This window comes from Pseudomonas sp. TH04, assembly GCF_016651355.1.
GTDB classification, from domain to species: domain Bacteria; phylum Pseudomonadota; class Gammaproteobacteria; order Pseudomonadales; family Pseudomonadaceae; genus Aquipseudomonas; species Aquipseudomonas fluorescens.
This window is the reverse complement of the sequence record NZ_JAEKEA010000001.1, coordinates 1,762,393-1,775,204: the sequence shown is the minus strand read 5'-3', so window position 1 is coordinate 1,775,204 and position 12,812 is coordinate 1,762,393. Positions and strand designations below refer to the sequence as shown.

Genomic DNA, 12,812 nt, shown 5'->3' with positions numbered 1-12,812 from the left:
TAACCCACACCGTCTGGGGTGTGGAGATGGGCGTATTCTTCGCCCTTATCAACAGGAATTAAAATGAGCGAAAGCTTTGCGGAACTCTTTGAAGAAAGCCTAAAAACCCTGAACCTTCAGGCAGGCTCCATCATCACCGGTGTTATCGTTGATATCGATTACCAAGCTCGCTGGGTAACCGTTCACGCTGGTCTGAAGTCTGAAGCTCTGATCCCGCTGGAACAGTTCTACAACGATGCTGGCGACCTGACTATCAATGTCGGTGACGAAGTTCACGTTGCTCTGGACTCGGTTGAAGACGGTTTCGGTGAAACCAAGCTGTCCCGTGAAAAAGCCAAGCGCGCTGAATGCTGGATTGTTCTCGAAGCAGCCTTCGCAGCTGAAGAAGTGGTCAAGGGCGTTATCAACGGTAAGGTTAAAGGCGGCTTCACTGTCGACGTTAACGGCATCCGTGCGTTCCTGCCAGGTTCTTTGGTCGACGTTCGTCCAGTGCGCGACACCACGCACCTGGAAGGCAAAGAACTCGAATTCAAGGTCATCAAACTCGACCAGAAGCGCAACAACGTTGTCGTTTCCCGTCGCAGCGTCCTGGAAGCAGAGAACTCCGCCGAGCGTGAAGCTCTGCTGGAATCCCTGCAGGAAGGCCAACAAGTCAAAGGTATCGTCAAGAACCTCACCGATTACGGCGCATTCGTCGATCTGGGTGGCGTCGATGGCCTGCTGCACATTACCGACATGGCTTGGAAGCGTATCAAGCATCCTTCCGAAATCGTCAACGTTGGCGACGAGATCGATGTCAAGGTTCTGAAGTACGATCGTGAGCGCAACCGCGTTTCCCTGGGCTTGAAGCAGCTGGGCGAAGATCCATGGGTTGCTATCAAAGCACGTTACCCAGAAAGCACTCGCGTAACCGCGCGTGTTACCAACCTGACCGACTACGGCTGCTTCGCTGAGCTGGAAGAAGGCGTGGAAGGCCTGGTACACGTTTCCGAAATGGACTGGACCAACAAAAACATCCACCCTTCGAAAGTCGTACAAGTCGGCGACGAAGTGGAAGTTATGGTTCTGGACATCGACGAAGAGCGTCGTCGTATCTCCCTGGGCATCAAGCAGTGCAAATCTAACCCATGGGAAGATTTCTCTGGCCAGTTCAACAAGGGCGATAAAATCTCCGGCACCATCAAGTCGATCACCGATTTCGGTATCTTCATTGGTCTGGACGGCGGCATCGACGGCCTGGTTCACCTGTCCGACATCTCCTGGAACGAAGTTGGCGAAGAAGCTGTTCGTCGTTTCAAGAAGGGCGACGAGCTGGACACCGTTATCCTGTCGGTTGACCCAGAGCGCGAGCGCATCTCCCTGGGTATCAAGCAACTGGAAAGCGATCCGTTCTCCGAGTACGTTCAAGAGAACGACAAAGGCGCAATCGTTAAAGGCACTGTGAAAGAAGTTGACGCCAAAGGCGCCATCATCGTTCTGGCCGACGATATCGAAGCGACTCTGAAAGCCTCCGAAATCAGCCGTGACCGCGTTGAAGACGCGCGCAACGTTCTGAAAGAAGGCCAGGAAGTAGAAGCCAAGATCATCAGCGTTGACCGCAAGAGCCGCGTGATCCAACTCTCCATCAAGTCGAAAGACGAGATCGAAGAGAAAGAAGCAATCCAGAGCCTGCGCGACAAGCCAGCGACCTCTGACATCGCTTCGGGTCCGACCACTCTGGGCGACCTGCTGCGTGCACAAATGGAAAAACAGAACTAAGTTCTGTCCGACCATTAAAAAGGGCGACTTCGGTCGCCCTTTTTTGTGCCTGAAATTCGTTGAATCAACAAATGAGAACCAAGCTGCGCAGCCGGGTGTCAGAACTGACTATAGTTCTTCATAAAAGCGCTGCAGCGTTGTTGATTCAATAAGGATTTAAATGAACAGGCTTATCATTTTGCTCGCGGTCGTAATACTTGCTGGCTGCTCTGCCACCAGTGCCAAAACACACGCCAAGCGCGGCGTTAGTGGCATTGAGATCGACTGCTCGGGCCTTGGCAGCAACTGGGATAAGTGCGAGAAACGCGCGGCTCGGGAATGCAAGATGCAGGGCTACAAGGTCGTCACCCGATCCAGTGATGCCAAGGATGAAGAGGGCGACTACCTGTTCGGCTGGAACCCCGCCGGTGCTGTTACTCGCACCATGTTGGTGATCTGCAAATGAGGCTGCCAAGCGTGGGTTGCGGGGGGCTGGCTATGCTGCAGATAAGTTGCTGGGTGGGCTGTTCAAATTCATCGAGTCATGCTAAAACCTTCGAAGCGCTTTTCCTAGCTGCTTGAAAAAGAAGGGAAAAATATGACGAAGTCGGAGTTGATCGAACGAATTGTCACCCATCAAGGGCTGCTTTCATCCAAGGATGTGGAGCTGGCTATCAAGACTATGCTCGAACAGATGTCCCAATGTCTGGCCACCGGAGACCGAATTGAGATCCGTGGGTTTGGCAGCTTCTCCTTGCACTATCGCGCACCGCGTGTAGGTCGTAACCCGAAGACCGGGCAATCCGTCAGCCTCGACGGTAAGTTTGTGCCTCACTTCAAGCCGGGCAAGGAGCTGCGTGATCGAGTGAACGAAGACGAAGAAGAAGGCGTCTGAGTCTTTTTGAAGTAGGAGAAAGTTATGCGTGGGGTTAAGCGCGCTGTCCTGGTGCTGGTGGCATTGGTTATTGCACTGGTGGTTTTAGGCTTTGTGTTGGAAAACCAACAAAGCGTCTCCCTTTCGTTTTTCGGTTGGGGCACTGCGCAGATGCCCGTAGCGGTATTTGTCGTGGCGGCGCTGATCATTGGCATGCTGATTGGTCCACTGCTCGGCGTTGGGATTTCGCGTAGCCGGCGGCAGAAATCGAGCACAACGGGACGCATCTAGTCGGGCACATTTGCGAGGGTGTCTTGATGAGTGCCGAGCCTGCTGGCTCTATGGAGTGGCAAGCCAGTCTTCTGGTGTTTTCGCCATTCCGATCGTCCTCGCTTGCAGCGACCTGCTCTTGAATGCGTATAAGTTGTGCCGCGCAAATTTGTTATAGATATCGTTTCCAGGACTCTCCAGCCATACCTGGCGCTATTCGAGCTCTGCTCCCTCCGTCTCTCCCGCCTCTGCACGCTGCCCTCATAGCGGCTCAATCAAAGAAATCCGTTGATTCCTTAGCGCAAATCGTCGCCGTGTTGCTCGGTGTTTAAAGCGATTTCAATATGTAAAACAAGTCACGTGTTGCACTGCCCAGCGACAAGTGGGCTTTAGCAATGCGCTATTACTTAATCAAGTATCGCTCAAGTTGCCGCCTGATAAAGCTTAAATAGTTGTGCTCATCTATCGTGTCTGGCGCTATCGAGTATGCGTTTTGATCGAGCCATTATCGATAATAAGTTTGTGAGCTATGCAACTAATTTTAAGCGCAGGAGATTGCTGAGTTACTTGCCGTATATGGCAGATCAGAATCATTGCGATAAGCCATGAGCGCGTAAAAGCGCTTTGATCGTTCAGTTTTGTTGAATTGGAGAGTGAGCGCTGTATCATCTAGGGCCCCCGCATGTCCTTGATAGCACGGCGTAGCTGCCGACATCCGCGGGTTTCTTTTTTGTAGTAGTCGCCTAGGCGAAAACGAATCAACCACCCGGCTCGAGGGTGAGTAGCCCGTAAGGTGTGAGCCAAAGACCAGGCTGCTTGGCTCCAGCGGTTACAGCATCGAACCCTGGGTGCTGTCCCGGTAGCGTATTTTGTAGGAAAAGGTTTACGTAAAATTCCACTGGGGTGACAGGAAAAATCTGAATGGTGAAGGACGTGTTTCAGACATGATTATGTTTAAACCTAAAGCGCGTTATTCTTTCCGCCCCGTCTCTAACCGTTAGCAGTGAGGGTGTGGCAGGGAAGCTCTCCTCTACGAAAAAGTGGCGCAGAAGCCGACTTTGCCCCAGGCACCTAATAACGTAGCACCGAAGCCAGGTAATTTTGATGATTCAATTTCTCGATCTAAAATCATTGAACAAGACACTCCGTGAAGAGCTGGTGGACGCTGCCACACGTGTCATTGACTCGGGTTGGTATATTCAGGGCGAGCACCTCAAGCGGTTCGAGGAAGAGTTCGCCGCCTACACGGGCGCGAGCCGCTGTGTTGGCGTAGCCAACGGGCTGGATGCTCTGACATTGACGATTCGCGCTTGGAAAGCGCTGGGAAAGCTCAAGGATCACGATGAGGTGATTGTCCCAGCTAATACTTATATCGCGACACTGTTGGCCGTCACGGAAAATAATCTAAAACCGATTTTGGTCGAGCCTGACGAGGATACCTATAACCTTTGCCCCAAGAACGTTGAGCGCGCGCTGACAGAAAAAACTCGATTGATCCTGCCGGTCCATCTCTATGGGCAGTTGGCCGATATGCCCGCAATCAACGCAATCGCCAAGCGTGAGAATCTGCTGGTGCTGGAAGACTCTGCTCAGGCGCATGGCGCTCAGATCGAGGGTAAGTGTGCGGGTAACTGGGGGGATGCATCAGGGTTCAGCTTCTACCCAGGTAAAAACCTGGGGGCGTTGGGTGATGCCGGGGCCATTACTTCCAGTGATGCTGACTTGGTCAGCATGATTCAGGCATTACGAAACTACGGTTCACATGAAAAGTACAAAAACCTCGTCCAGGGCGTGAATAGCCGGCTGGATGAGATTCAAGCTGCCATGTTGAGTGTCAAACTCAAATACCTGGAGGCCCAGACCGAAGCGCGTCGACGTGTGGCGGCCACTTATATGGCCGGAATAAACAACCCTTCGATCAAGCTGCCCTTGGGCGGTGACGTTGACGTGATGAGCCACACCGCACATGTTTGGCACCTGTTTGTCGTGCGCTCTGAGCAGCGTGAAAAGCTGCAATCTCATCTTACTGCGTCAGGCGTTCAAACATTAATTCATTACCCGATCCCGCCTCATCAGCAACAGGCCTATGTGGGTGCTGATTTTTATAATAAATCGTTTCCCCTTACCGAGCGTATTCATCAGGAAGTCTTGAGCCTGCCGATGAGCCCGGTCATGACGGATGCCGAGATGCAGGGTGTTATTGAAGCCTGTAACAGCTTTTCTGCAGAAGCCTGAATATGACACTGCTTAAAACAAGCTTTCTCAACGGCATTGCTGTAGTGATTAAAATGCTCACCTTGTTGGGCATCAATAAAATGTTGGCCATCTATGTGGGGCCCTCTGGATACGCAGCGCTGGGCCAGTTCCAAAACGCAGTGCAGATGGTGACCACCTTCTCAACGGGCGCCATCAGTACCGGCGTGACGAAATACACCGCTGAATATCAAGACGATGAGGGCGCGCAGCACCGCGTATGGCGCACGGCGGGTACGATTGCTTGTGTTGGCTCCGTGTTGACTTCCATCCTTATTATTCTATTCAGTAAACCCCTGGCGGTATGGTGTTTTAACGACGAATCGCTCTACAGCGTTTTCATCTGGTGCGCGGCTACGCTTATCTTTTTTTCATTCAATACACTGCTGCTTGCGATCCTTAACGGCAAAAAGGAAATCAATCGATACATTCTCGCAAACATCGGAGGAAGCGTTCTTTCGCTTTTAGTCATTATCGTCATGGTGACTCAGTTTGGCTTGTACGGCGCACTGATTTCGTTGGTGTTGTATCAGTCAATCGCTTTTTTTGTGACATGCCTGCTGTGCTACAGAACACCGTGGTTTCGTTTGTCGAATCTGTTTGGAAAGCTGGATAAACAAGTCGCGATAAATTTGACCAAATTTACTGCAATGGCGCTCACGACAGCGGCCTGCGTGCCGGTTAGTCATATCCTGGTGCGGAACTATCTGGGCTCGGAATTTGGCTGGGAAACAGCGGGGTACTGGGAGGCCATGTGGCGTTTAAGTACGGCTTATCTATTGCTGGTGACCACAACGCTCGGGTTGTATTTTTTACCCAAGTTGTCCGAGTTGGTCGACCCTCAGGAGATTAAGAGAGAGATTATCCAAGGCTACAAATTGATTTTGCCTGTTGCCATGGTCTGTGGTTTGGTTATCTATCTTTTAAGAGATTTCATAATCGGTCTGCTGTTCACCGGCGCGTTTAGCCCGATGAGAGACTTTTTTGCCTGGCAGATGCTTGGTGACACGCTGAAGATTGCCAGTTGGATACTTGCCTACCTGATGTTGGGCAAGGCAATGGTGAAGATGTATATCCTTACGGAAGTGTTTTTTTCACTTGGGTTCTACCTGTTGACCGTCGCACTGACAAAGGTAGGCGGCCCTGTCGGGGTGACGTGGGCACATGCGCTTAACTACGGGGTGTACTGGCTAGTCATGTATTTTCTTATTTACAGAAAATTAAATAAAAATAACGCTGGGTGAGGACGTTTTGACCATGAGTGGCTTGCTATCTTCAATCCGCGACATGATTTTAGCGCAAGAAGACGTTAACAAGAGTCTCGAATTGTCTGAGGTGTATGGGGCAATACTCTGGGCGGTTGATAAAGGTATTTATGACGACCCCGAGCTTGAAGACCTGTTAACCGCGCGGTGCACGGATGTATTGCCAAACAATAGTGGTCACACGCCTTCAAAAGATTGTATTCATCTGATTTCTGAGCCCTATCTGATCGGTGGTCATACTCGACTGATGGAGCAGCTTTCCACGATGCACCGGGAAAAACCGGATCTGCTGATAACTCGGCAAAGTGATGAGAAAGCGATTGAGCGTACCCGCGGGTTTTTTGACACGTGTACGGTTATAGGCGCTTATACACCTCTGGAGAAAATCGCTGCAATCGTAGAATCGCTTAAATCGTACCGTCGGATTGTTTTGCATATTCATCCGGATGACATGATTTCTGTTATTGCGTGCAAAATAGTGAAGAGTTTTACCCAGGCTAAGGTCTTTTTCGTCAATCACGCAGATCACGTGTTCACCTACGGCAGTTCGGTGGCGGACGTGTACTTTGAACTTAGTACATTCGGTCGACGCCGGGATATGAAGAAGACAATCAGCGGGCAGAAGTCGTTTCTGGGGATTCCGCTGACAAGTACCCTCGTCACAAAGACTCACCGCTTGCCTGGCAAACAGGATGCGTTAAATTTTTTCAGCGCAGCATCTCCATTCAAGTTTAAGCCGGTCAAGCACTATGATCTGAGACCCGCCATCCACAGAGTGCTTTCTGAATTTAAACACTCGACATTCTGGATTGTCGGCGCCAGCCCGCTTACAAATTTCTGGTGGTGGCCGTTAAAGCTCAGGTACTGGAGCCGATTCAAGATATTAGCGTCTGTGCCCTACGAAAGTTATTTAAAGCTTTTAGAGTCAGCGGATTTTTACGTTGATAGTTATCCTACCCCGGGGGGAACCGCGTTTGCGGAGCAACTCTTTAAAGGCCGTCGGTGTGTTGGGCTGCGCGCCCCCGTACAAGGTTATTCGCCTGCGGATAATTTAAAAGATGAAAGTGTCGATGATTTTATTGCGAGCATTCTACATCGCCAGAACGGTAGCGAAATTATACAGTCGGTGTTGGCCGTTAATGGTTATGAGGCAGTTAAATCCCGTTATCAAGCGTGCCTGTATGACGGCGTTATGTGTGCGAATGAGATGGAGGCGTACGTCACATGGACTGGGGATATAGCCGTCTACCAGCAGGCGGGGAAAATAACCACGGCGATTCCACCGGCGGTCGTGTCTAGATTAATTGATTTTGATAAGCGTTTTTTACCGGCATTGTTTTTTGAACTCAGTGCCACACAAAAAGTTAAGATTGCCCTCAAATTAGTTTTTTTAAAGCTTAAGAGGCAGGGTGGCAAAGAAAATAGGCCGGGTAAAGTATGAGTGCGTTAGGCCTGCGCTTTTTTTTAATAATGCTGATGCTGTCAGATTACGTTATTTTAACTCTCCACGCTCCCAGCGTTGTGGGCGCTTGGCGTGAAGGCGCCGCACTGCTTTATATTCTATTGATGGTGTTGATTGCATTTTTTTATGCAGGTACTCGCTTTTCGCTTCCGAGTAGATATAAAGCGCCGTTGCTGTTGGTTTTATTCTTTTTAGTGTTCTATTGCGTGTGCGGTGATTTTACAGAGGCGTCCTTTCGGATGTTTCGATCATTTGCTATGCCGGTGCTCTTTGCATTGACGGTGAATGCGGTGTGTATGGGGTTAACGCTTGAGACTAAGTTGCGTGTTATATTTTCTACACTGGTGGTGATGACTTTTATTTCAGGCGGGTATGCGTTGTATCAATATCAGACGATCAGTGACCCGGAGCAGTTCTGGTACTGGCCGTTGCTGTCTGAGAAAGGATTTACATTGGAGACCTATAACTCCATGAGGGACGGCAATCCCAGGATGTCCGGATTTTTTACCGGTACTCTGGAGTTTTCAGCATTTATTTTGAATACCGCACTGTTTACGCTGTGCCTGCTTGTGCAGACGATCAGGAAAAGATCTTACGATTCAAGGTTTTTGTTATATACGGTGGTCGCAATTTTTTCGACCGTGCTGATCATTTATGGATCGGTGAGAACCTCTGCTATTGGCATGATATCGGCCGTCCTCTTCCTGGCGGTCTTACAGTTGTTTCGCCGAAAGCTATTCATCAGTTTGCTAGGGTATGGTTATTTCCTGTCGGTGACGGGTTCTATATTTTTATACCTCGCGCTGGGGTATACGGAGGATCTGTCGGCTCTTGACAGGGTTCGTCAATGGTATGTGGTTCTTGGATCCCTTAACACGATGCCGCTTGGGTTGGGGTTCGGAGCGATCGGGCCGGGGCAGTTGCACTGGTTTGATTCACTGTGGCTGAATCTTCTCGCGTCCTCGGGTTATCTGGGGGTGGCGATCATGATGGGGTTGATCTGCTTTTACAGTAAGGTCGTCGCAATCACTCAAGCGATGCGTGTTGGCGGTGATGTGTTCATGAGGGGAGTGGCCGATTACCTGGTCATCAGTTATCCATTTTTTCTGAGCAGCTTTTTTTTCCAGTCTTACACTAACAGTGTTGTGCTGTATCTTTTTGCGCTAATTATAGTGGTGGTAATGGATGAGTCTAAATATCGTGCACGCTAAGCTTTCGATATTGATTGTGCTTTATAAAAGGCATTATAAAGACTCGGCCGCTATCACGACGTTGCTGAACAACCGCGTGCGCTTTCAGGCGCACGGCATTTCTGTTGATTTTTATGTGTGGAACAATACGCCGTCTTGCTCGCCCGCATTATCGAGCGAACGTTTAACCTGGCTTGAGGGTGATAATGATGGCTTGCCACATGTCTATAATCGCGTAGCCGATATGGCCTTTTCTAACGGTGCTACGCATTTCATGATTTCCGACGATGATACAGACTATGCCAGTCAGGATTATGTCGATGCACTCTCTATTGCGCTTAAATATGAGGCCACCTCAGCGCCGCACTCGTTCGGGGTTATGCTCCCAAAAATCTACTCCCGAGAAACACTGATCAGCCCAGGCCGACGCGTGTGGTTTTTCGGCCGCTTGTCCGAGCAAGTTGATAGCGGTATGAACGCCTCGGTTAACAAGCTCGCTATCAACAGTGGCGTAATATTCAACAAGTCATGCTATGAAAGAATGTCGCCGCTTTTTGATGAGCGCCTCAAGTTCTACGCGACGGACACTGCGTTTTTTGTCAGATACGAATCCTATTATTCGCACTTCTATGTACTGGACACTGTTCTACAACACGATCTTTCCGAGCATACGTCCGACAGCGCCGAGCGGGCTGTTTTTCGTTTTCAGGAAATGATCCGCGGCTTTCGAGTGATCTTTGAGCGCAGGGGGTATCTCTTTCACTGTGTGATGGAGATGTATTTGCTAGTGGCCTCGCTCAGAAAGAGTCTCTCGTATAAAAGTACAGGTTTTTTGCGTTCCTATATTTCGTCTTTTAGAGGAAAGAAATAATGCTGATCGAACTGGTTGAGTTTCTTTCTCTTAAAATAAGGAAGCGGGGTATCAAAATTGATAGACGCATTCCGGACGGTTATCTTTTAAAATTGGTTTTTTCGAAAGTGTGCATGGCCATCAATGGTTTCTTCATCTTCAGGAGACGTTCAGTCATTCTTGTGGGAAAAAATGTTACCGTGAAAGCCCGATCAATGATTACAGCGGGTAAAGGACTCATGATCGATGACGGCTGTTTTATCGACGCGTTAGCGATCAAAGGTATCGTTTTTGGGCGAGGGGTTTCCTTAAAGAAAAATGTTACCATCGAGTGTACCGGCAGCTTGACTAAATTGGGTGAGGGGCTTTCGATTGGCAACGATGTCGGTATCGGAAGTGGTAGCTTTTTGGGCTGCGCCGGTGGCATTACTATTGGGCATGACACAATCATCGGAAACTATGTCTCCTTTCACTCGGAGAATCATAATTTTTCTGATACCACCCAGCCTATTCGACTTCAGGGCGTCAATAACGAGGGGATCCAGATCGGCAATAATTGCTGGATAGGTGCCAAGGTAACCGTGCTGGACGGTGTGGTTCTTGAGGACGGTTGTGTTGTTGCGGCAGGCGCTGTTTTGAAAGCTGGACGATATGCGGCTAACTCGATTTACGCGGGTGTTCCGGCAAAGCGCATAAAAGAACGCAGCTAAGGACGTGTCGTGAAGAAGATAATATTTTTCCATTTGCTGAATGACTATAGCGGGAGCCCGAAGGTTCTTTCGCAGGTTATTGAGACGGTTTCAAGCGAGGGCGCTGACGTCGAATTGTTTTTGGGTGGGAAGGGCGGCGATGGCTTCCTTTCTTCTGCGCCGTGTGTGCAACGACGCTATTTTTACAAACGTTTCGAAAGCAAATATTTGACGTTATTGAGTTACAGCCTTTCACAGCTGATTTTGTTTTTTAAATTAATGAGTTACCGTAAGTCTTCAACGGTTTTTTACGTCAATACACTGCTTCCGTTTGGTGCGGCGTTGGCGGGAAAGTTACTGGGTATTAAGGTTTATTATCACATTCATGAGACGTCGATCCGCCCAAAGCCGCTAAAGCTTTTCTTGCGGTGGGTGGTTGCAAAGTGCTCAAGTAAAAATATTTTCGTTTCGCATTTTCTAGCGAATGCCGAGTGTTTTCCTGCGGTAGAAAGTCAGGTGATTTATAATGCGATCCCACAGGGTATGGCACGTATTGCTGCGCATCACACGTATCATACTCAACCCAGTGAACAGTTCAGTGTGTTGATGATTTGTTCTCTAAAGGCCTATAAGGGTGTCGGTGAGTTTATAAAAGTTGCAAGCTTGTTGGCGCATAACAAAAGACTTGAATTTACCTTGGTGCTGGGCGCAGGGGATGCTGAAGTAGCTGAGTACTTTTCGGGGATAAGCTGTCCTGGAAACCTGACTATTGTTTCACGGTGTGAGGATGTCGTTCCTTATTATCAGAAGGCGAATGTTTTGCTTAGTCTTTCGAAACCGAAAGAATGGGTGGAGACATTTGGACTGACTATCCTTGAGGCGCTTTCATTTGGAGTGCCTTGTATTGTCCCTCCGGTGGGTGGGCCTGTCGAACTGGTAACGGATGGCAAGGAAGGATATTTAATGGATTCAAGTCAGGTTGAGGAAATTTCCGCTCGAGTGGAATTTCTTCAGAAGAATCCAGAAGTGTGCGTTCGCTTGTCTGAAGCTGCAAAATTAAAGTCGCTTAGTTTCTCAGTTGATAACTTTGAAAGTAGTGTGCTTGGGGTATTTAATGAGCGTTAAATTAGCAGTTATCGGTACGGTCGGTCTCCCGGCGCAGTACGGTGGATGGGAGACGTTATCAGAACAATTGATAACGTATCTGGATCAAGTGTACGACATTTCGGTGTATTGCAGCTCGACGTCGTACGCATCCCGGCCGGCGAAATATCGTAACGCCAACTTGGTTTACGTTCCGCTGAAAGCTAACGGCGTGCAAAGTATTCCCTATGACATTATCAGTATGCTGCATGCCTATAGGAAAAATGACGTACTGGTGATACTCGGGGTTTCCGGCTGCATCGCACTTCCTTTTTTAAAGATGCTGACCAAGAAGAGAATTGTTGTCAATATTGACGGCTATGAATGGAAACGTGCCAAGTGGTCATTTCTGGCTAAGAAATTTTTGAAGTTTTCAGAAGCGGTGGCGGTTAAATATTCAGATGCCATCGTCACGGATAACAAAGTTCTTCAGGATTATGTGCGTAACGAATACGGGCGTGAGAGCACACTCATCGCCTATGGTGGCGATCAGGCCAAAACCAGCGTGCTGGCCGAGTCGGATCTGCAGCGTTACCCTTTCCTTTGTAAACCCTATGCGTTCTCCGTCTGCAGGATTGAGCCTGAAAATAATATTCATATCATCATTGAAGCCTTTAGCACCAGCGGGTTGCCGTTGGTGATCGTGGGTAATTGGAAACACAGTGAGTACGGCAAAGCGCTACAGGATAAATATTCGGGCATGGCGCACCTGCACTTACTCGACCCTATTTACAACGGTGATGAGCTCAGCCCGTTGCGCAGCAATGCCACTGTGTATATTCATGGCCACAGCGCCGGTGGAACCAACCCATCGTTGGTTGAGGCGATGTGGTTGAGCTTGCCTGTCATTGCTTTCGATGTGTCGTTCAACCGCGCTTCTACCGAAGACTGCGCAAAGTTCTTTTCGTCCAGTCAGGCATTGATCGAGAGTGCCGCCAGCCTTTTCGCCAATGAAGCTGAACGTGCGCAATTGAGTGAAAAGATGCACGAGATTGCGACGCGTCGTTATCGTTGGGAAGGTGTCTCTTCTCAATATGATAAGTTGTTCAAATCGCTACTTTCAGCTGATAAGGCTTGAA

General features: G+C 49.2%; 12 protein-coding genes. All 12 read left to right on the top strand.

Features of this window, described 5'->3' with window-relative positions:
* Nucleotides 1-63 precede the first annotated feature (63 nt).
* Nucleotides 64-1,758 carry a 30S ribosomal protein S1 gene (rpsA, locus tag JFT85_RS07875; protein WP_017136102.1) on the top strand — a complete coding sequence of 565 codons (1,695 nt, stop codon included), beginning with the start codon at nucleotides 64-66 and terminating at the stop codon, nucleotides 1,756-1,758.
* 160 nt (nucleotides 1,759-1,918) lie between these two features.
* Nucleotides 1,919-2,203: a hypothetical protein gene (locus tag JFT85_RS07870; RefSeq protein ID WP_069553074.1), complete on the top strand. Its 285-nt coding sequence runs from the start codon at nucleotides 1,919-1,921 to the stop codon at nucleotides 2,201-2,203.
* Between the two features lie 132 nt (nucleotides 2,204-2,335).
* Nucleotides 2,336-2,632 (top strand): integration host factor subunit beta, encoded by a 297-nt coding sequence (ihfB, locus tag JFT85_RS07865; protein WP_003218804.1) that lies wholly within the window; start codon nucleotides 2,336-2,338, stop codon nucleotides 2,630-2,632.
* A gap of 24 nt (nucleotides 2,633-2,656) precedes the next feature.
* The gene (locus tag JFT85_RS07860; protein ID WP_053255103.1) at nucleotides 2,657-2,902 is read left to right on the top strand and encodes a lipopolysaccharide assembly protein LapA domain-containing protein; all 246 of its coding nucleotides are present in this window, start codon (nucleotides 2,657-2,659) and stop codon (nucleotides 2,900-2,902) included.
* 1,083 nt (nucleotides 2,903-3,985) lie between these two features.
* Entirely contained in the window at nucleotides 3,986-5,116 is a 1,131-nt protein-coding gene (locus JFT85_RS07855; RefSeq protein ID WP_053255104.1) for a DegT/DnrJ/EryC1/StrS family aminotransferase, read from the top strand.
* Nucleotides 5,117-5,118: 2 nt separating this feature from the next.
* The gene (locus tag JFT85_RS07850; protein ID WP_073636981.1) at nucleotides 5,119-6,378 is read left to right on the top strand and encodes an O-antigen translocase; all 1,260 of its coding nucleotides are present in this window, start codon (nucleotides 5,119-5,121) and stop codon (nucleotides 6,376-6,378) included.
* 13 nt (nucleotides 6,379-6,391) lie between these two features.
* The gene (locus JFT85_RS07845; protein WP_187601646.1) at nucleotides 6,392-7,840 is read left to right on the top strand and encodes a group 1 glycosyl transferase; all 1,449 of its coding nucleotides are present in this window, start codon (nucleotides 6,392-6,394) and stop codon (nucleotides 7,838-7,840) included.
* Nucleotides 7,837-9,072, top strand: a complete 1,236-nt coding sequence (locus JFT85_RS07840) for a hypothetical protein (protein ID WP_169875860.1) — start codon at nucleotides 7,837-7,839, stop codon at nucleotides 9,070-9,072. The genes JFT85_RS07845 and JFT85_RS07840 overlap by 4 nt, the downstream gene beginning before the upstream one ends.
* The gene (locus JFT85_RS07835; protein WP_139372197.1) at nucleotides 9,047-9,922 is read left to right on the top strand and encodes a hypothetical protein; all 876 of its coding nucleotides are present in this window, start codon (nucleotides 9,047-9,049) and stop codon (nucleotides 9,920-9,922) included. Before JFT85_RS07840 ends, JFT85_RS07835 begins: the two co-directional genes overlap by 26 nt.
* Nucleotides 9,922-10,611: an acyltransferase gene (locus JFT85_RS07830; protein WP_073636975.1), complete on the top strand. Its 690-nt coding sequence runs from the start codon at nucleotides 9,922-9,924 to the stop codon at nucleotides 10,609-10,611. Before JFT85_RS07835 ends, JFT85_RS07830 begins: the two co-directional genes overlap by 1 nt.
* Nucleotides 10,612-10,620: 9 nt before the next feature.
* The gene (locus JFT85_RS28590; RefSeq protein ID WP_078827908.1) at nucleotides 10,621-11,715 is read left to right on the top strand and encodes a glycosyltransferase family 4 protein; all 1,095 of its coding nucleotides are present in this window, start codon (nucleotides 10,621-10,623) and stop codon (nucleotides 11,713-11,715) included.
* Nucleotides 11,705-12,811 carry a DUF1972 domain-containing protein gene (locus tag JFT85_RS07820; protein WP_053255111.1) on the top strand — a complete coding sequence of 369 codons (1,107 nt, stop codon included), beginning with the start codon at nucleotides 11,705-11,707 and terminating at the stop codon, nucleotides 12,809-12,811. The genes JFT85_RS28590 and JFT85_RS07820 overlap by 11 nt, the downstream gene beginning before the upstream one ends.
* Nucleotide 12,812: the final 1 nt, after the last annotated feature.

Bases quoted from the DNA above. Each gene is read 5' to 3' on its own strand.
- JFT85_RS07860 (WP_053255103.1), top strand. From the start codon at position 2,657: ATGCGTGGGGTTAAGCGCGCTGTCCTGGTGCTGGTGGCATTGGTTATT.
- JFT85_RS07840 (WP_169875860.1), top strand. From the start codon at position 7,837: ATGAGTGCGTTAGGCCTGCGCTTTTTTTTAATAATGCTGATGCTGTCA.
- JFT85_RS07830 (WP_073636975.1), top strand. From the start codon at position 9,922: ATGCTGATCGAACTGGTTGAGTTTCTTTCTCTTAAAATAAGGAAGCGG.
- JFT85_RS07870 (WP_069553074.1), top strand. From the start codon at position 1,919: ATGAACAGGCTTATCATTTTGCTCGCGGTCGTAATACTTGCTGGCTGC.
- JFT85_RS07835 (WP_139372197.1), top strand. From the start codon at position 9,047: ATGAGTCTAAATATCGTGCACGCTAAGCTTTCGATATTGATTGTGCTT.
- JFT85_RS07850 (WP_073636981.1), top strand. From the start codon at position 5,119: ATGACACTGCTTAAAACAAGCTTTCTCAACGGCATTGCTGTAGTGATT.
- rpsA (WP_017136102.1), top strand. From the start codon at position 64: ATGAGCGAAAGCTTTGCGGAACTCTTTGAAGAAAGCCTAAAAACCCTG.
- JFT85_RS07820 (WP_053255111.1), top strand. From the start codon at position 11,705: ATGAGCGTTAAATTAGCAGTTATCGGTACGGTCGGTCTCCCGGCGCAG.
- JFT85_RS07855 (WP_053255104.1), top strand. From the start codon at position 3,986: ATGATTCAATTTCTCGATCTAAAATCATTGAACAAGACACTCCGTGAA.
- ihfB (WP_003218804.1), top strand. From the start codon at position 2,336: ATGACGAAGTCGGAGTTGATCGAACGAATTGTCACCCATCAAGGGCTG.
- JFT85_RS07845 (WP_187601646.1), top strand. From the start codon at position 6,392: ATGAGTGGCTTGCTATCTTCAATCCGCGACATGATTTTAGCGCAAGAA.